This window comes from Variovorax sp. CF079 (assembly GCF_900101545.1).
GTDB lineage: Bacteria > Pseudomonadota > Gammaproteobacteria > Burkholderiales > Burkholderiaceae_C > Variovorax.
In genome coordinates this window covers 1-18477 of the sequence record NZ_FMZU01000041.1, presented here as the reverse complement: position 1 = coordinate 18477, position 18477 = coordinate 1, and the positions used below count along the sequence as shown (strand labels likewise).

Below are 18477 nucleotides of genomic sequence, written 5' to 3'. Positions count from 1 at the left end.
GGCAGACCTCACGGCGCGAAGTCGATCGGAATTGCGACCGCATCGCGTCGTGATGTCCTCAGATGCGACGGCGTCGTTCATTAATCAGCATCTCCTTAGCAGTACAAGCGGTATGCGCGATCGCAGAGTACGGGAGCTTCATGCAGCGTCCCTTACCCTCAATGTTTCTCAGCCGGCGCTGACGCGGACGGTGCAGCGGGTGGAAAAGGCCATTGGTCTTGAACTTTTCCAGCGTTCCACCCGACGCGTAGAAGTTACGGCAGCAGGGCAGGAGTTCATCGCTCTCGCCAACAGAGTCTTGGCCGATCTCAAGATATCTTTTGGGAACATGCGCGAAATCTCTGATGAGCAACGCGGTCGAGCTGTCGTTTCGACTGTGATGTCCGTTGCATACACCCAGCTTCCCAGCATCATCGCGAGTTATCGCGTTCTCCGTTCGAAAATTGAACTGCAGATCAGGGAGGGCGTTCACGGTACGGTGATCGAGGACGTTCGCAGCGGCGTAGCCGACCTCGGGCTCACCTACATCGACGATGTTGCGACCGAGTTCTCGACCATTTCGCTCAGCCACGAAGCATTCCACGTGGTCATGCCACGCGGGCATCCGCTTTCTGGAAAGGCGGGCGTCACGATCGATCAGCTCACTCTGTATCCGCTCGTCTCACTGCCCAAGGAAGCGCAAACGAGACGCTTGCTCGATAGCCATGCATCGGTGTCGGGCGCGGTCCTGCAACACGCGGTGACAGTCAATCAGTTCGCGACGGTTATGCAGTGCGTGTATGCCGGTGTGGGGCTCGCGATCGTTCCCGGAGGCGCAGTTCCAGCGGCCCTGCAGGCCGATCTGGTCTCGCGCCCACTTATGCAGCCAGCATTGAGCAGAACTATCGGCGTGGTGCTACTCAAGGATCGTGCGCTAACGCCCAGCGCACGCGGCTTTCTAGCGCATCTTCAACAAGAGTGGTCGCGGACCGAAAAGAAAGCCGCGCGTCCCGAAGGCTCGCAGTCAGGCCGAGATGGCGGCAAACAAAAGGGCGCCGTGTCTGTGAAGCAGTTGCCTCGCAAGGCTCACCGTTGATAAGAGGTTGAATGTTGACGCGCCTTGTCGCCGCGGATCCTTGCTGGTAGAAAAGTTCAAGTCATTGAAGGCAACGACCGCGCTGGTCCGCTTTGCGTACATAGACGGCGCAATGGCGCCAGACCCAATGTAGCTTCATGGCCGAACTCGGTAGCTGGCGGTGCCGACCTCAACGTCTGCCTTCGCATTGCGAAGCTGACGTACATCTAGACGGCACGGGGCCTATCTCAGTCCTTCGACTGCCGAACGGCTGCTCTATTCTGCCTAGAGCGGTCGTTGACCTCTGCAATGATTGTTCGACCTGCCTTATTCAATCGGGTACCTCCGATCCAGCAGCAGACCGATCCGGAACGAACCTGCCCTCGGAGGTTTTTGCTACCTCAGAACCCAGGTCCTTCTTGCGCGTTTCTTTCAGTGGCCGGGTTTCAGTTTTGAGGCGTGCGAGCAGTAGTTGCAGTGGATGTAGGAGGGCGATTCCATCCATGAGATCCGCCTGACCACGACACGAATAGCCGGTGGCGACGACTCGGCCTGCAAAGCGCGGATTGGACATAAGGTTTGCCCAACTGAGCTTGTATATCGCCTCCGAGTTGGAGCGATTCGCGAGTTCGTGTCCGTAGAGCCCAGCCATGCCGCAACAGCCGCTGGGCATGAGGTTCAAGTCGATACCAAACCGGCGGCCTACCTTCGCCCATTCCGCCGTGGCGGCGGGTGCGTTTGTTTTCTCAGTACAGTGCGCCAAGAGACCCCACGGCTCCGTGCCATCGAGCGCCAGTTGCGGAAGTCGATCGATGCGTTGTGCCAGCCATTCCTGCGGCAAGGCAACTCTCGGAACGCGATCAACTCCGAGCGCCTTCACATACTCCGCTCGATATGCAAGGGTCATCGAGGGGTCGATGCCCACGAGCTCGACACCCGTGGCGGCCAGCGCATTGAGCATTCCGGCATTGGACGCCGCCGTCTGCTCGAACTTGCCCAGGAATCCGAGCACGTGCTCTGGCTTTCCGTTGGGCTTGAACGGCGCCATCCACGGAGTAAAGCCCAGTTGGCTCAGGAGCTCGCAAAAATCCAGGACGACTGCGGTGTCGTAGTGCGAGGTGAAGGCATCCTGAACGATGACAAGGCTGTTGCTTTTGTCATGGGGCGGCAGCGCCATCAAGGCGGCGGGCGAGGCCATCCTCACGCCTCGACGCTCCAGTTCACCGCGAAACGCGACCCCACTGAGCTCCGGCAACGCCACAAGTCCCAGCCTGCGCAAGGCCGCGCGGCCGAGGCCACTCTGCGTAACGCCATTGACGACGCGAGGCATCGTCGCTGCGACGGGCAGCCACCGCTCGAGAGAGGCCACGAGGCGATCTTTCGCGGGACGGAGATAGCGCCCGTAGTAGACCTCGAGGAACCTGGATCGAAACGCTGGAACGTCGACCTTGATGGGGCATTGCCCTACGCAGGACTTGCATGCGAGACACCCATCCATCGCCTCCTTGACCTCGAGCGAGAAGTCGCTTCGATCGCTTCGTGCCGTCCAGGAGTTCAGTGCTCGCGAAGGAAGGTCGATCCATCCCTTCCACATGCTTTGTCGCCGGATCCGCTGCGTTTCGCGCGACGAATCCACGTCGGCGTCGGCCAGCAGGCGCAACCACTCCCGCATCAACGAAGCCCGGCCCTTCGGCGAGTGCTTTCGGTCGCGCGTAGCCTTCCACGACGGGCACATCGCGTCGTCGGGGTCATAGTTGAAGCATGCCGCGTTCCCGTTGCAATGAAGCGAATCCTCGTTTGCATGGCGAATCGTCAACGGGATACGACGGTCGGACTGGCCACGGGTAGGTACATCGTCGATGCGCGTCAGGGAATGGCCAGGAGGCGCCGCGATCTTGCCGGGATTGAGCTGATTGTGCGGGTCGAACGCTGCCTTGATCTCCTGCAGGCGTGGATACAAGGGGCCGAAGAACTCTGGCGCGTATTCGGACCGGAAGCCTTTGCCATGCTCGCCCCAGAGCACGCCCTGGTATTTGCGCGTGAGCGCAAACACCTCGTCCGAGATCTCCCGGATCAGCTTCTCCTGGTCCGGATCCTTCATGTCGAGCGCCGGCCGGACATGGAGGCATCCTGCGTCGACGTGGCCAAACATTCCATACACGAGGCCTCGGCGATCCAGTGCGGCGCGAAACTCGGCAATGTAGTCCGCGAGGCGCTCCGGCGGGACCACGGTGTCTTCGACGAACGGTACCGGCCGCCGCTCACCTAGCATGTTGCCGAGCAGACCGACGGACTTCTTGCGCATCGACCATATGGCCGAAGCCGCCGCCTCGCCCCGAGCAACGGTGTAACCCCTTCGCCCGGCGCCGCCGCTCGGGGATAACAGCTCGGCTTCGACGCGGGCGAGTTTCTCGGCCAGTGCAGCCTCATCCTCTGCGAGGAACTCGACGAGGTTGACCCCCTGGGCCGGGCCTTCGGGATCGTCAGGAAAATACTGCTTGACCGCCAGCCACACGGCATCCTCGCGTGCGAGCGCCAAGACCTTCGCATCGACCGTCTCGCTCGACGCGGCTTCGAGCTTCATGAGGGTGCCGGCATCCCTCAAGGCAGCGTCAAAGCTGCTGTAGCGGATGTTGACGAGGGCCGTGCAATGCGGGATCGGCACGAGATTGATCTTCGCCTCGGTGACAAAGGCCAGGCTGCCCTCCGCGCCGCACAAGACGGAACTCAGGTTGAAGTTTCCACAATGGTCGCAAAGGTGCACCAGGTCATAGCCGGTGACGCATCGATTGAGTTTCGGGAAGCGTTCAGCGATCAACTCTGCGTCGTCCACGCGGATGCGATCCAGCAGGCGATGGATCGCGCCAACGCGATCCTCTCGGCGCTTGACGCCATCGAACTCCTTGGCGCTCAGCGGCCGGGAATGCCACGGCGTTCCGTCCAGCAATACCGTTTTCAGCTCGAGCACGTGATCTCGGGTCTTGCCGTACAGCACCGACCCCTGCCCGCTGGCGTCGGTCGCGATCATTCCGCCTATGGTTGCGCGGTTCGAAGGAGAAAGCTCCGGCGCGAAGAAGAGCCCGTGCTCTCGCACCGCGTCGTTCAACTGATCCTTCACGACCCCGGCTTGCACACGCGCCCATCCCTCCGCGGGATTGATTTCCAGGATCTTGTTCATGTGACGCGAGACGTCCACAGCGATCCCGCTCGTCAGGGATTGGCCGTTGGTCCCGGTTCCGCCTCCGCGGGGCGAGAACGAGACCTCCTTGAACCTCGGCTCGTTCGCGAGCTTCGCGACCCGAATGACGTCGAGCTCGTTCCTGGGAAAGACGACCGCCTGCGGAGGGACTTGGTAGATGGAGTTGTCTGTCGCGAAGACAGTGCGGTCCGCGCGCGACTGCGTCACGTCCCCTTCGAACCCTCGCAGGCGCAGCTCTGACAGAAAGTCCGAATAGAGCGCGGCAGGACGATCCTGCGGTTTCAGCCTTGGAATCATGGTTCGTGCTGGTTGGCTAGACGTGCGTTGATCAGCCAGCGAGTGAATTCCGGCAGACCGACAGTCGTGAGCGAGATCGGAGGCGCGATATGAAGGAATTCAGCGCTGTAATTCATAAGACGTATTATGATACTATGATGGCGCGGTGAAGGCAGGGCGGTTACACGCACTTGCGTCCGAACAGCGCGTTTTGCCTGCTGTCGGCACCGATAAACTGAGGCGGTATGGCACTTTCTCCAACCCAGTCGCTACCAGAGCGACTTTTTGAACTCATGTCCGACGACATCCGGAAGGGGATCTATCCGGTGGGCAGCAAGTTGCCAGTCGAGGCGGAACTGTGCGAACACTATGGCGTGAGCCGTACGGTCCTGCGCGAGACGGTTGCGCGGCTGAAGTCCGATGGCGTGCTCGACACGCAACAGGGCCGGGGGACATTCGTTCTGGCGCAGTCGGTGCATACGCCTTTTCGCTTGAAGGCACATACGGAGGACCTCGCACAGTCAATCGTCGATCTGGCTGAGCTTCGTCTAGGGGTCGAGGGCACGGCGGCTGCCTTGGCCGCGCAACGTCGTACGAATGCGCAACTGGCGCGGCTGAAGGATTGTTTGGAGCGCATGGAGCGTGCGGTTCGAGACGGCGTCAATGGCAGCGAAGCCGACCTTGAATTTCATCGAACGATCGCGGAGGCGACAGGCAATGGGCACTACCGCATGTTCATGGACTATCTCCAGAAGTTCTTCGCAGTTGCGATCGACACTGCGCGCTCGCGCAGTGCGACGACCCAGGGTTTGTCTCAGCTCGCACAACTTGAGCACGAGGCCATCTACAGGGCCATTGCCGAACAAGACTCAGACGCGGCAGAGCAGGCTATCAAGCAGCATATTCGCGCCGCAGCCACGCGCATGTCTGGCCGGTCCTTGCTCTCGAAAGCCGCATAGCACCTGATCGGGCATCTAATGCAGCTGCCACCAGAAGTTCACACTTGGGAAGATGCGAAGGCCATCGAATCTTGCGCGTTGCGCCGGGAAACACCCTGCGGCGAGGGAGTCGTTGTTTGGAGGATCTGGGGCGCCGAGCACGCGAATCCGGTCGTGCTGCTCCACGGAGGGTCCGGCAGCTGGAACCACTGGGTCCGCAACATACGCGAGCTCGTTGAAAGTGGCCACCGGGTGCTCGCGCCCGACCTTCCGGGGTTTGGCGAGTCGAGCGTGACGCCTGTGGGTTTCGATGCGGACGCCCAGGCCGAATGGATTGCGCTGGGTCTGGAAACGTTGCTCGGACGCGCGCCCTGCGACCTGGTGTGCTTCTCGTTCGGCTCGATGGTCGGTGCGCTCCTGGCATCGCAGCATACCTCGCGCGTGCGCCGCCTGATTCTGGTTGGAGCGCCGGCGTTGACGGTTGCGCGCGGGCCGACGCTCCAGCTGCGCGCCTGGAAGTCGCTGGAGCCCGGCAGTTCGCGACTCGAGGCGCATCGCCACAACTTGCGGGCCATCATGTTGAGCTATGAACCCACAATCGACGATCTAGCGGTGGCCTTGCACGCGGCAAACGTCGAACGGGACCGAATACCTCAACGGCGCCTTTTCAAGACGGATTGCATACGCAAGCTCCTGCCCTCAATTGCCATTCCGATATGGGGGATCTGGGGAGGGGCCGATGCATTGCACAAAGGTCAGCTGGATGCGAACGTGCAGGGGTTGGCTGCTGCACCGAATGTCCAGACATTCACATTGATTCCCCGTTCCGGACATTGGGTCCAGTTCGAAGCGGCGTCGACCTTCAATGCCTTGCTCGGTTCCATCCTCCGCGACCCCCCGGGTTTCTGCAAGCGGCAGGGGGATTCCTGAATCGTCTGCGCCGGGCTAGACCCTGAAGAGCTACGGCGTAGGCCGTGTGCTGCTGAGCTTTGGGGTAGCGCTCGCTGCAAGCTGTCCTACTATCATCCAAACAGATAGTCATATACCAATCATCCATTGGACCGATGACGCCAGGCCTTCTAAATTCCCTCCTGAGCGAGCAGTTCGCTCGACATTTATCAGGAGATTCATATGGCTACGGCAGCAGAGCTGAAAGGCAAGATCAAGGTTGTGATGTTCGACCAGTACGGCACGGTCGTCGATATGCAGGGAGGCCTCGTCGAAGCCTTTACCCCCTATTTGGAGAAAAAGGGTTGGAGGGGCAATCCGAACTCGCTGGTTACCTGGTATCGGCGGACTCACTTCGAGAACTCGATGATCGACGGCCTTCTGCACAAGGCGCACACACCCTATCGCGAAATCGGCTTCCGCGCGCTCGAGTACACCCTCGATCGTGCCGGCATCGAGCACACCGATGAGGAAGTCCATTCGCTGATCGACAACATCCCAAAGCTCAAGTGCTTTCCTGACGTTCAGGCCGCCTTGGCGAAGTTGCAGACCAAGTACAAGATCGTCGTGCTGTCCAACGGCGATCCCGATATGCTGGAAACGGCCAAGAAGTACCACGGCGTCCCGTTCGACAACGTCATTTCGGTGGCCGAAGCCGGTACCTTCAAGCCGCACCTGGCAACCTACACCAAGGGCGCCGAGATCATGGGCGTGCGCCTGGACGAGGTGCTCTTCGTCGCCAATCACGCGTTTGACTGCCTGGGTGCCAAGTCGGCAGGCATGCACAGCGCCTTCATCGACCGCCGCAAGCGCCCCTTCGGCCGCACACCCCACCAGCCGGACATCTGGGTCCCCGACATGAAGTCCCTTGCCGACGCGATGGTGGACTGAGCATGAAGCCGCTGGATGGAGTCCGAATACTGGACTTGAGTCGCGTCGTCTCGGGGCCCTTCTGCACCATGCTGCTCGCGGATCTGGGCGCGGAGGTGATCAAGATCGAAGAGCCGGCGACCGGGGATGACAGCCGAGCGTTCGGACCTCCATTCATCGGCGGCGAAAGCGCGTACTTCCTCTCCGTCAACCGGAACAAGCAAAGCTGCGCCATCAACCTGAAGAGCCCAGAAGGCGTACGGATCGTACAGGCGTTGGCGGCCAGTTGCGATGTGATGATCGACAACTTTCGGCCTGGCACCATGGAGCGCCTTGGACTCGGGTACGAGGGATTGCGCGCGGCCAATCCAAGGCTCGTCAGCTGTTCGATCACGGGCTTTGGCCGCACCGGTCCGGACGCCAATCGCCCTGGCTACGACCTCATCATCCAGGGTGAGTCCGGAATCATGGACATCACCGGCGAGCCGACGGGGCTGCCGACGAAGGTCGGCACCTCCATCGCGGACCTGCTCACCGGGCAGTTCGCGACGCAGGGCATCATGGCTGCATTGCTCGAGCGCTCAACGACAGGCAAGGGCCGGCACGTGGACATCGCAATGCTGGACTGCATGGCGTCGCTGCTGACGTTCAACGCAGGCATCTATTTCACAACCGGGCAAAGCCCCAAGCGCCGCGGGAACGCGCATCCGACCATAGCTCCCTACGAAACCTTCAAGGCTTCCGATGGCTGGTTGAACATCGGGGTGGCCAATGACAAGTTCTGGCAGCTTTTCTGCGGCGTCATTGAGCGGCCCGACCTTGCCAACGACAGTCGCTACGCGAAGGCAGCAGATCGCGTCGCGCATCGCGAGGTTCTGGTCCCGCTGGTTGCCGACATTGTCGCGACAGCACCGCGCAAGCACTGGATAGAGCGGCTGGCGCGCGCCGGCGTGCCGTATGGCGATATTCGGTCCGTGCAGGAAGTATGCGAAGCCGAGCAGCTGACCACGCGCGGCATGATCGTCGAAATGGAACACCCGACAGCGGGCGTCGTCAAAAACATCGTCAGCCCGTTTCGTTTCGATGACAAGGCACGCAGCGTTCACACGCCTCCGCCGGTTCTGGCGCAGCACACGACAGCGATTCTGAAAACGTTCCTGAACTTGTCTGACGAGCGCTTGGAAGAGCTGTCTTCACGCGGAGTGATACGTCGCAATGAAGAGGTGAAAGACCATGGATGAAGCTGGCGCTCGACAGGCGTTCGACAACGCATTGACTAGCCACGAGCCGGTGTTCGGTGAGTTCTTTCTCGCCAAGCTCCTCGGCCTGAGCTTCGAGTACACCGACCGCAAGTGCATGATCACGTTCGAGCTGAAGGACTTCATGTTCAACCCGCAGGGTTCCCTCCATGGGGGAATCATTGCCACGGTGATGGACATCTCGATGGGCCACCTGCTTAATCATGTGCAGGGGCCGGGAACGACGCTCGAGATGAAAACGCAGTATGTGAAGGCGGCCCGCCATGGCCAGGTGCGTTGCTGCGGCGAACTCATTAAGCTCGGGCAGGGGATCTCGTACTTGCGATCGTCGATGTCCGACGAATCTGGCGACCTGGTCGCGTTTGCAACGGCAACCTGGAAGCGGCTCAAGACAGTGTGATCTTTCTGACCACTCACTTGCTTATGACCGGAAGCCGGCCGATTCCCCATGTAAGCAGCCGGTCGAACCAAGCGCACCTGATCTGCGCTTCCTGAGCCTAGCACTGGGAGGCCAGAATGCACGGGTGCCACTGCCTACTATGTCAATCCGTACTCGTGGACACGGGGTCTTGGGCCGATGGGCCGTGCGCCGTTGCAGGCCGTGCAAGTAGACAATAGTGCGATATTTGTTCGTACACGCCGGACTAGGTGAAGCATGAATTCAGGAATCAACCTCCGGGCGGTCGACCTCAATCTCTTGGTGTTGTTCGACGCTCTCATGGCAGAGAGCCACGTCACGCGCGCGGCGGATAGGGTAGGTGTCAGCCAATCAGCGATGAGCAACGCCCTCGCACGCCTGCGATTCCTTTTCAAGGACGAACTTTTCATCAGAACGTCCCGAGGCATGGAGCCAACGCCTCGCGCCGTCGAGCTCGGCGAGGGCGTCAGATCGATCCTCCAACAGACCAGCCGACTGATGGCGAGCGATGTCAGCTTCGATGCACAGAAGTCTCAGCACCAGTTCGTGGCCCGCATGTCCGATCTCGTGGGTTCCTTGGTGTTGCCGGCGCTGATGGGCCGACTGAGCCACGCAGCACCCGGAGTTTCGTTGGACGTGGTTCACATGTCGCCCGAAAAGACGGTTGAAGCGTTGGAACTGGACCAGCTTGACGTTGCGGTCAGTATGGATCTCACGCACGGCAACACGATCCGCTACGTGGATCTGTTGGAAGACAAGATGGTTTGTCTGATGCGCCAGGACCATCCGATGGCGGGACGCCGGCTGACGCTTGAGCGGTTTCTCGCCAGTCAGCACGTGCGAGTCTCGATGAGCCCGACAGACATGCGCTTTGTGGACAGCGTCTTGGCTGAGCAAGGGCAGCAGCGCAAGATCATGTTGAACTTGCCGCACTGGTTGCTGGTGCCACAGGTGTTGCAGCAGACAGACTACATCGCCGTCATGTCGGAACGTGCGGCGCTTCGGGTCGTCGGCGCGGACCTTGTAGTACGGCCGTTGCCGTTTCAGACAGAAAGTTTTGCGTGGCGCCTATATTGGCATAAGCGCCACGAGCACAGTCGATCGCATCAGTGGCTGCGAACACAGCTGGAAGAGGTTTGCGCCGCGGTGCAAGGCCGTGGGACGCCGCGCAGAGCATGACAGACGGTCCTCTTGGCCCTGAAGCGGATCCTCCACCTGATTGGATCTGTACGGCTGCACACGGCGTTCAGAACGGATCGGCCCGCTGATCTTTCCGATGCTGGCATCGCCGAGGATCCGCTTCAGGATCGACTGCAAGTCCTCGCCAGGCTTGTAACCTTTCCACGCGACCTAGCAGGGTGTTGTGTCGATCACAGTTTCGATTGAGCCTGGCCGCTGCGCGTCGATATCTATTCGTCCACCCGTAAGCCCGATCGGCGCGGTAGCGACCAGCCGATCGTCACTCGACCCGAGTCGATCATGCCGGGCGCCGCTTTGCCAAAGCGACACAGGGTAGGTCGCCTCACGTCGCAACCGGTATTGGAGGGGGCAGGCCTTCCCATGCGTCTCGAAAGCTTCTGCTTGGCTCAGGCGAGATACGTCTCTCGAATCGCTGGTCGAAACCGACTCGGCGCTGAAACGGAGATTCGACATCCCGGCGTTCCTGCCGCAGAGCTTACTGCCTAGCAAGCATGACTATTTTCTAGATCGATTGGGGCATACGAACTATCCATTGGATTGATCGGTCCTGTCTTCCTACCATTGGTTTTCATGGCGCCAAACGGTCGCCGCGAGCCGCCGCCTACATGCCATGAAGGCGCATGAATGGACCCACGGCCAAGCTTGTATCGAAACTTGCTGGAGACAAAATGCGGAAGATCGCAACGATCAGAACTCTTTCCATGGTGATCGCGGCGTGCGCCGCTGCAAGCGCATGGGCATGGCCGGACAAGCCTGTCCAGGTCATTGTCCCCTACGGCGCCGGTGGCGGCGTGGATACGTTTACCCGCCCCCTGACCGCGAAGATGGGTGAGCTCCTCGGCCAGCCCATCGTCGTGGACAACCGTGGCGGGGCAGGAGGGACGATTGGTGTGCAGCGCGCTGCCGTGTCGCCGCCGGACGGGTACATCTTGCTTTCAGGAGGCGTGCATCAACCGATGGCTGAGGGCCTCTATCCCAAGCGAGGCTATGACATCGAGAAAGACTTCGTTCCGCTCGCCCTGACAGCGCGAGTACCGAACGTCTTGGTCGTGACCTCGAAAGCGCCCTACGCTGACGTGAAGGAGCTCATCGCACACGCCAAGGCCAACCCTGGCAAGGTGAACTACTGTTCCTCCGGAAACGGCACTGCCCAACACATCGTCGGGGCGACGTTTGGCAAACTAACGGGCGTCACGATGACGCACATCCCGTACCGCGGCACCGCCGCGGCGATGACCGATCTCATCAGCGGGCAATGTGATCTGATGTTTGATGGACTCGGCACCTCTGCGCAGCAGATCCAGAACGGAAGAATTCGACTGCTGGCGGTCACAACAACCAAACGAAGCCCCTTGTTTCCGCAGACGCCGACCTTGAAGGAGGCGGGAGGGCCTGAAATGGATGCGTCGATCTGGTACGCCTGGTGGGCGCCGGCAGCGACACCAAAAGACGTGGTTGCAAAGCTCAGGCAGGACCTGCAAATTGCGCTCAAGGAAGCGTCTGTGCGCGAGGCGTGGCGGTCACAGGGCGCCGAAGTGCCAGAGATGGCAGATTCAGCGCTTGACGGATACGTTAAGGCAGAAACACGCCGATGGAAGAAGGCAGTTCAGGAGATGGGGATCACAGTGGACTGACAAGTCGTTTACTATCGTCGAGCGCATGAGTTGTGGTCGTTAATCTGTGAGGGGACATGACTAATCCTTGGCTGGCTATTCCTCTGACGGACTATGAGGGGCACATGGCATCGCCAGCCGTAGGGCAGGCCGAGATGCTCGCAAATGAGTTCGAGGCGCTATTGAAAAGTTATGCGCCGAAAGCTGTGGCGCTCGTCGGTTGCGCCGGTGGGAATGGATTTGATAAGGCTGCCGAGGCCGGAGTGACGCGCTTGGTCGGAATCGACATCAACGCGGGCTACATCGCCGACGCGAAGAATCGCTACGCCGACACCATTCCGGGCCTGGAACTCCACTGCGCCGACATTCAAGGCGACATGCCGGATCTCCAAGCCGTGGAACTGGTCTATGCAGCCCTCGTGTTCGAGTATGTAGATGTCCCTGTGGCATTGAGAAACATAAGCAGGCTTTGCCGATCTAATGGACTTCTGGCTGTCCTTCTGCAGTTACCCAAGCAGGGAGCCGATGCTGTTACCCCTTCATCTTTTGCAAGCTTGAAGGAACTGAGCTTCATCATGCGGCTCGTTCCACCCGGAGATTTGGTTCACAGCGCAGAAGCGGCAGGTTTTGCATCCCTGTCGCAGAAAACAATCACGCTTCAATCCGGCAAGCAGTTTTCCTTACAACTCTTTAGGCTGACCTCATCCTGCCCACAGGATGCAGAAGCCATTTCTGCCGCAAGAGGACATGATCCAACGTGATCTGACTCCGTCCCCTTCAGCCGCTGGGCGCACAACGCCGCTTGCTGGGGCCTGCTTCAAGATGTGTTTGCCGCGTGCGTACGCCGCTCTCAGTTCAGTGGTTGCTTAACGTCATCACTTTGGGGCGCCGCTGCCGTTCTAGGTGGGGCGTGCATCCCATTGCTTACGGCTGACTAGCCGAGGCGCATGATGAAGGGATTGCCGGGCGGCTGTGTGGAGTTGTTGATCCACACAGTCTTGGTCTGCATGTATGCCTTGATCGTCTCCTGGCCGCTCTCTCGCCCCAATCCGCTGCTTTTGACGCCGCCAAATGGCGCCATGAAGGCGAGCGCACGGTAAGTGTTCACCCAGACCGTGCCGGACTGGAGGCGCTTTGCAAAGCGGAACACCCGACTCATATCCTTTGTCCAGATTCCGGCGCCGAGCCCAAAGTTGGTTCCGTTCGCCAACTGCAGCGCTTCTTCATCCGTGTCAAAGGGGATGACCGCAAGTACTGGACCGAACACCTCGCGCTGCGCAAGTTGGGACTGATTGTCGACATCACGAAAGATGGTGGGATTCACGAACAGTCCGCCGCCAGCGTGTTCGTGAGTCGTGCCACCGAGCGCAACAACGCAGCCTTCGCTCTTCGCGTCGGCTATGCAACTCAGAACCTTTTTGTACTGGGCGATGTTCGCCAGTGGACCCATCTGCGTCTCGAGATCCATGGGATCTCCCATCTTGATCGAGCTTGCAAGGGCACGCACGCGCGCAAGAAAGTCGTCGTAGATGGTCCGTTGCACCAAGAGGCGCGAACCAGCCATGCACGTCTGGCCTGCAGCAGCAAAGATCCCCGACGCTACACCGGCCGCGGCCGCGTCCTGGTCAGCGTCGTCGAAGACGATGTTGGGAGACTTGCCTCCAAGCTCCATCGTTAGGTGTTTCAGTTCGCCGGCTGCAATTCTGCTGATCGCGCGACCGGTCGCATCTGATCCAGTGAACGCGACCTTCGCAACGCCTGGATGCGAAACCAACGGCGCGCCAACTGCCTGTCCGGTTCCGCAAACCACGTTCACCACGCCGGGCGGAAAGCCGGCCTTTTCGAACAAGTCGACGAACGCAAGCGTCGAGGCGCTCGAGAACTCTGAAGGTTTGATTACGAACGTGTTGCCAGCCGCGAGACCTGGCGCGAGCTTCCAGGTCAGCAGCAACAGCGGTGAGTTCCACGCTGTAATTGCGGCCACAACTCCGAGCGGCTCCCACGTCGTGTAAACGAAGTGCTCGGCCTTGTCGATTGGAAGGACGCCACCTTCGATCTTGTCGGCCAGACCACCGTAGTAGTAGAACCATTGCGGGATGTAGCGCAGCTGCACCAGCATTTCGCTGAACAACTTGCCGTTGTCGCGCACCTCGATCTCCGCGAGCTGTTGAGCGTTCTCCGCAATGAGATCCGCCAGCTTGCGAAGTAACGTCCCACGGGCCGTCGCAGTAAGGTCGCCCCATGCGGCCGACTTGAACGCATCGGATGCCGCCGCGACGGCAGCGTCGACGTCTGCTGCATCACTGTCAGGAACCTCGCACCAGTTTTCATTGCGGTAGGGGTCAAGACTTGGCAGCCACTTGCCAGAAATCGACGGAAGACGCTTTCCGGCGATCAAATTCTCAAAACTTCTCATGGTGCTCCACCAAAGTCTTCGTTGGCCAAGTGGTCGAGGCGGACGACGACTTGATCAGCCTTGTTCGTTCAAGCCCTTTGCAAAGCCTGTATAAAGCGCTCCGCGATCACCGCCCCATCGCGTTCCGGAACCGTGCGTGGCTGGTCGCCAGGCAGGATCTTCAGCACCACAACGACCGTGCCGGCCCGTGCTGTCAGTTTGCTTCGCAGACTGGGAAGCGCATCGTCTGAGATTACGGTTACTGCATCCTTCAATCCGCACGCCCGCGCCACTTCCGCAAGGTCTGTGCCGAATCCGGTCGCAGTCTGCTGCATGCCCGTCTCGGCGTATTGCTCGTTGTCGAGGATGACAATCGAGAGGTTCGCAGGTCGGTGTTGTGCGATCGTGGAGAAGGCTCCAAGGTCCATCAACATTTCACCATCGCCAGTGAAGACGATGACTGGACGATCGGGCTGCGCGAGGGCAAGGCCTAGGCCCACCATCGCCGCAGACCCCATCGCCCCCCAATCGTAGAAGTTCAGAGCGTTGTCGCCTGCGGCAAATACGTCATAGATGGGTGAGCCAAGTCCGGCAACAACCAGAGAGCCCTTTCTGTCCTGGAGCAGGGCGGCAACTGCAGCGCGTCGTTCAAGTAGCTGTTGTTTCATCTTGGTATAGACAGGGGTGCTATTTCGCCCAGTTCTTGCGACCGATAAGTCGCTGCGAAAGAAGCACCGCAACGCAGCGCTTCGAGAAAAAGGCCTGGTCTATTGCACCCGCGCAGATCTCGCCGACGCTGTCAGCAGCTTCCGCCCGATACACGTCGAAGCCCATGAGTTCCAGGGCTGCGCCCGCCCGCTTGCCCATCGGGATCTGCCAGGGTATGTACTCGGCAAATTCGCCTCTCATGGTCACGAGCAACACAAGTGGGATGCGGCAGTTTTCGGCCAAGGTGAACAGGTTGAGGCAGTTGCCGACACCAGACGACTGCATAAGCAGAGCGCTTTTTGTCTGGCCGAGCCACAGCCCGGTTGAGAGTGCGACGCCTTCCTCTTCCGTTACGAGGACAGTGGTCCCGATTTCGGGGTCCTGCGCGCACAGGTTGATCAGGCCTCGATGCCCACCATCAGGCACATAAGAAATATGCCGAACATCGGCTGCCTTGAAGGCCGCGTGGATGTCTTTCTGCCATGGCCGAACGGTTTGGTCTACGTCAGTTGCCATGCGATTGCGCCGATGTCGATTTCGATGGAAGAACGGGCCCCGCGATGGGCGCGCACTGATTGCTTAACTCGAAGCCAAGATCGTTTCGGAAGCACCGAAGGTTTCGTTTCTGGCGCCTCAGAACTCATGTTTCGCATTAGAAGGAAACGCGCCTGATCTGAGAAATGGAATGTTTGTCTGGTGATATTGAGGGCGTAAATAGTGGTTGGGAAAGAGCAGCTGGAGGCGGAGCTGCTGCAGGAGCTGCTGCAAGGCCCACGACCACTCGCAGTGGGTTCTTGGAGAGGTCTGGGCGCTCGCGGGCGCGCAGTCCGTCGCGAAGCCTGCCGGCTCCGGTCCCGTCGGAGAAATCAGGCCTTGCCAAGAATCAAGGCGTCGACGAATGGCCCGACCACTTTCGCCGTTTGCGGGCTCTTCGTGACCGCCACGATGTCGCCCTTTTCCTTGATATCGGAAAGCGGAACGAAAGCCACGTCACTTCGACTTCCCTCACATACCGAGCGGCCCACCAGGCAGAACCCCAAACCCGAGGCAACCATTCCTAGGGCAATGTGGATCTCGTCTGCATGGTATGTCGCGACCGGTGTTGCACCCGCGGCGCGCAGTAGAGCAGACACGTCTTCGGCATAGTGACTTTGGGGTACTTTGGGATATGCCACGTAGGGTGTTCCGCTTAGTTCAGCAGCGTCGATGGTCTTTCGCCGAGCGAGAGGGTGATTTCGTGGAATGGCGGCCACGAAAGGGTCCTGCGCTATCAGCTGATAGTCAAGGCCTTCGACCTTGTCGTAGGGCCCTAGGAAACGAGAAACACCGACTTGAATTCGCCCTGTCAAGAGTTCGGGCGCCTGCTGTTCAGACTGCATAGGCAGCAGTTCCAACTGGACATCTGGAAGCCTTGCCCGGAAACGTCGGATGGCTCGAGGAAGAACCGAGAACATGGCCGAACGTGTGAAGCCCACCGCAAGCCAGCCACGTTGCCCTCCTGCGATGCCCTGCGTTTCTTCCTTCAATCGAGTGGCCGAGGTGATCAGCTCTTTGGCGCGTGGGTAGAAATGACGGCCGAGCGGTGTGAGCTCCATTGGGCGCCGGGCTCGATCGAAGAGTTCACCACCGAGCTCGGATTCAAGCTGGGCCAATTGCATGCTCACCGCGGTAGGCGCGACATACAGGCGCGCTGCGGCTTGCGCGGCACTGCCCGAGTCGACGATCTCGCAGAAGTAGCGGAGCTGACGTAGGTTCATAAATACTGATGCTAAGTTCAATTATTGGCTGTCATCTTAAGTTTATATTGAACTAGCATTCTTGCGCACCCCCGTTATCACACTTTTGTTGGAGGTTCCATGAAGGCGAAGTTTCTATCCGCGCTCCTTGCTTGCACCGCATGTGCTGCTGCCTCTGGGCAGGGTTTTACCGGGACCCTTGCGAAGGTGGCGGAAACCAAATCGATCACCATTGGCCATCGTGAGAGCGGCATTCCGCTTTCCTATGTAGATGACAAGCAAAAGCCGATCGGCTATGCGATAGACCTGTGTGTGCAGGTAGCGGAAGCGGTCAAGCAGGAACTCAAGCTCCCCAAGCTCGACGTCAAATTTGCCGAGGTCAATGGCTCCACGCGCATCCCGCTGATCGCCAATGGCACGATCGACCTTGAGTGCGGTACCACCACCAACAATGTCGAGCGTCAGAAGCAGGTCGCCTTCTCTTCCACGACGTTCATTGCCGCAGCGCGCTTCGCGTCCAAGCGCGCAGACAACCTGAACGACGTCAACGACCTCAAGGGGCGCACCGTGACCGCGAATGCAGGTTCAAACAATCTGGAGCTTGCCAACTCGCTGAACGCCAGCCGCAAGCTGCAGATGAACATCATGCCGGCGAAGGACTTTGCCGAGGGCTTTCTGATGCTGGAGACCGGACGCGCCAACGCGATGATCCTGGACGACATTCTTCTGGCCGGGGTCGTGGCGAACTCCAAGGACCCTTCCAAGTACGTCATTTCGGCTCAGGCGCTGTCGGCCGAGCCCTATGCAATCATGATTCGGCGCGATGATCCGGCATTCAAGAAGCTGGTCGATAACAGCCTCAAGACAATCTACGCATCGGGCGCAGCCGCCAAGCTCTACCAGAAGTGGTTCCAGTCACCGATTCCCCCGCGCAACATCAATCTGAACCTCCCCCCGAGCAAGGCTCTGCTGCGAGTCTGGCAAACGCCGATCGATGCGGCGGACCCGGCCGCCTACACCGTCGAGTAAAGCGCGCGAGGCCCCGAGATGGACTACGACTGGCGTTGGAGCGTCTTCCTCCAGCCGACGCTCAGCGGAGCGATGAACTACGCAGAGCTACTTCTGCGCGGTGCGTGGATGACGGTGAGCACGGCCGTTCTAGCTTGGGGAATCGCCTTGGGGCTTGGCACCATCATCGGCGTACTGCGCACGGTGCCGAACCGAGCACTCGGCGCCATCGCGCGCGCCTACGTCGAGATCTTTCGCAACATCCCTTTGTTGCTGCAGTTGTTCCTTTGGTACTTCGTGCTTCCTGAGCTCTTGCCCGAGCGCGCCGGAAACTGGCTCAAGACGCTGTCCTACGCCTCCTTTTGCGTGGCGTTCATTGGCCTGGGCTTCTACACAGCGTCGCGAGTCGCTGAGCAGATCAGAGCTGGTATCCAAGCGCAGGCGAGAGGACAGACGAATGCGGCGCTCGCGCTAGGCATGACGCTTCCGCAAGTCTATCGGCACGTCTTGGTACCGCGGGCATACGTGACCATGCTTCCGACGCTTACCTCTGAAGGCCTGGCCATCATGAAGAACACATCTGTCGCACTCACCATCGGTCTGGCGGAACTGACCGCTCAAGCGCGAGCAATGCAGGAGTACACGTTTCAAGTCTTCGAAGCCTTCACCGCAGCGACGTTGATGTACTTCGCCCTGAACGTTGTAGTGGTTCAGTTCTCGCGATTGATCGAGCGCCGAACCGCTCATCGGGCTTAAGCATCTAGGGAGATGCTGATTAATGAACGACGCCGTCGCATCTGAGGACATCACGACGCGATGCGGTCGCAATTCCGATCGACTTCGCGCCGTGAGGTC

Annotated in this window: 16 protein-coding genes; 11 read left to right on the top strand and 5 right to left on the bottom strand. The window is 59.8% G+C overall.

Features of this window, described 5'->3' with window-relative positions; translation table 11 throughout:
• The coding region (locus BLS74_RS32880) for a LysR family transcriptional regulator (RefSeq protein ID WP_244504138.1) at positions 1-1075 on the top strand (1075 nt) is incomplete at its 5' end.
• Positions 1076-1385: 310 nt separating this feature from the next.
• Here the strand turns inward: BLS74_RS32880 and BLS74_RS32875 are convergent.
• The gene (locus tag BLS74_RS32875) at positions 1386-4550 is read right to left on the bottom strand and encodes a D-2-hydroxyglutarate dehydrogenase YdiJ (RefSeq protein WP_093112134.1); all 3165 of its coding nucleotides are present in this window, start codon (positions 4548-4550) and stop codon (positions 1386-1388) included.
• 224 nt (positions 4551-4774) lie between these two features.
• Between BLS74_RS32875 and BLS74_RS32870 the strand changes: the two genes are divergently transcribed.
• From BLS74_RS32870 to BLS74_RS32835, 8 genes are all read left to right on the top strand, one after another.
• Complete coding sequence (locus BLS74_RS32870; RefSeq protein WP_093112132.1) at positions 4775-5488, top strand: FadR/GntR family transcriptional regulator; 714 nt, start codon at positions 4775-4777, stop codon at positions 5486-5488.
• Between the two features lie 18 nt (positions 5489-5506).
• On the top strand, positions 5507-6397 hold the full coding sequence (locus BLS74_RS32865; RefSeq protein WP_093112130.1) for an alpha/beta fold hydrolase: 891 nt from the start codon (positions 5507-5509) through the stop codon (positions 6395-6397).
• A gap of 201 nt (positions 6398-6598) precedes the next feature.
• Entirely contained in the window at positions 6599-7306 is a 708-nt protein-coding gene (locus BLS74_RS32860; RefSeq protein ID WP_093112128.1) for a haloacid dehalogenase type II, read from the top strand.
• Positions 7307-7308: 2 nt separating this feature from the next.
• Positions 7309-8526 (top strand): CaiB/BaiF CoA transferase family protein, encoded by a 1218-nt coding sequence (locus tag BLS74_RS32855; protein WP_093112126.1) that lies wholly within the window; start codon positions 7309-7311, stop codon positions 8524-8526.
• The gene (locus BLS74_RS32850) at positions 8519-8944 is read left to right on the top strand and encodes a PaaI family thioesterase (protein WP_093112124.1); all 426 of its coding nucleotides are present in this window, start codon (positions 8519-8521) and stop codon (positions 8942-8944) included. The genes BLS74_RS32855 and BLS74_RS32850 overlap by 8 nt, the downstream gene beginning before the upstream one ends.
• Positions 8945-9199: 255 nt before the next feature.
• Positions 9200-10141 (top strand): LysR family transcriptional regulator, encoded by a 942-nt coding sequence (locus tag BLS74_RS32845; RefSeq protein WP_093112122.1) that lies wholly within the window; start codon positions 9200-9202, stop codon positions 10139-10141.
• Between the two features lie 689 nt (positions 10142-10830).
• The gene (locus BLS74_RS32840; RefSeq protein WP_093112120.1) at positions 10831-11796 is read left to right on the top strand and encodes a Bug family tripartite tricarboxylate transporter substrate binding protein; all 966 of its coding nucleotides are present in this window, start codon (positions 10831-10833) and stop codon (positions 11794-11796) included.
• A 104-nt stretch (positions 11797-11900) separates the two neighbouring features.
• The gene (locus BLS74_RS32835; RefSeq protein ID WP_212733740.1) at positions 11901-12536 is read left to right on the top strand and encodes a class I SAM-dependent methyltransferase; all 636 of its coding nucleotides are present in this window, start codon (positions 11901-11903) and stop codon (positions 12534-12536) included.
• Positions 12537-12709: 173 nt separating this feature from the next.
• Here the strand turns inward: BLS74_RS32835 and BLS74_RS32830 are convergent, their stop codons facing one another.
• From BLS74_RS32830 to BLS74_RS32815, 4 genes are all read right to left on the bottom strand, one after another.
• Positions 12710-14191: an aldehyde dehydrogenase gene (locus tag BLS74_RS32830; protein ID WP_093112116.1), complete on the bottom strand. Its 1482-nt coding sequence runs from the start codon at positions 14189-14191 to the stop codon at positions 12710-12712.
• Between the two features lie 68 nt (positions 14192-14259).
• Positions 14260-14838 carry a thiamine pyrophosphate-dependent enzyme gene (locus tag BLS74_RS32825; RefSeq protein WP_093112114.1) on the bottom strand — a complete coding sequence of 193 codons (579 nt, stop codon included), beginning with the start codon at positions 14836-14838 and terminating at the stop codon, positions 14260-14262.
• Between the two features lie 19 nt (positions 14839-14857).
• Positions 14858-15394 (bottom strand): phosphonopyruvate decarboxylase, encoded by a 537-nt coding sequence (locus BLS74_RS32820; protein WP_093112112.1) that lies wholly within the window; start codon positions 15392-15394, stop codon positions 14858-14860.
• A 350-nt stretch (positions 15395-15744) separates the two neighbouring features.
• Entirely contained in the window at positions 15745-16635 is an 891-nt protein-coding gene (locus tag BLS74_RS32815) for a LysR family transcriptional regulator (protein WP_093112110.1), read from the bottom strand.
• Between the two features lie 99 nt (positions 16636-16734).
• On the opposite strand from BLS74_RS32815, the gene BLS74_RS32810 reads away from it, so the two are divergent.
• Together BLS74_RS32810 and BLS74_RS32805 are read left to right on the top strand one after the other, a co-directional pair.
• Positions 16735-17643 carry an amino acid ABC transporter substrate-binding protein gene (locus tag BLS74_RS32810; RefSeq protein ID WP_093112108.1) on the top strand — a complete coding sequence of 303 codons (909 nt, stop codon included), beginning with the start codon at positions 16735-16737 and terminating at the stop codon, positions 17641-17643.
• 18 nt (positions 17644-17661) lie between these two features.
• Positions 17662-18378: an amino acid ABC transporter permease gene (locus BLS74_RS32805; protein ID WP_093112106.1), complete on the top strand. Its 717-nt coding sequence runs from the start codon at positions 17662-17664 to the stop codon at positions 18376-18378.
• Positions 18379-18477: the final 99 nt, after the last annotated feature.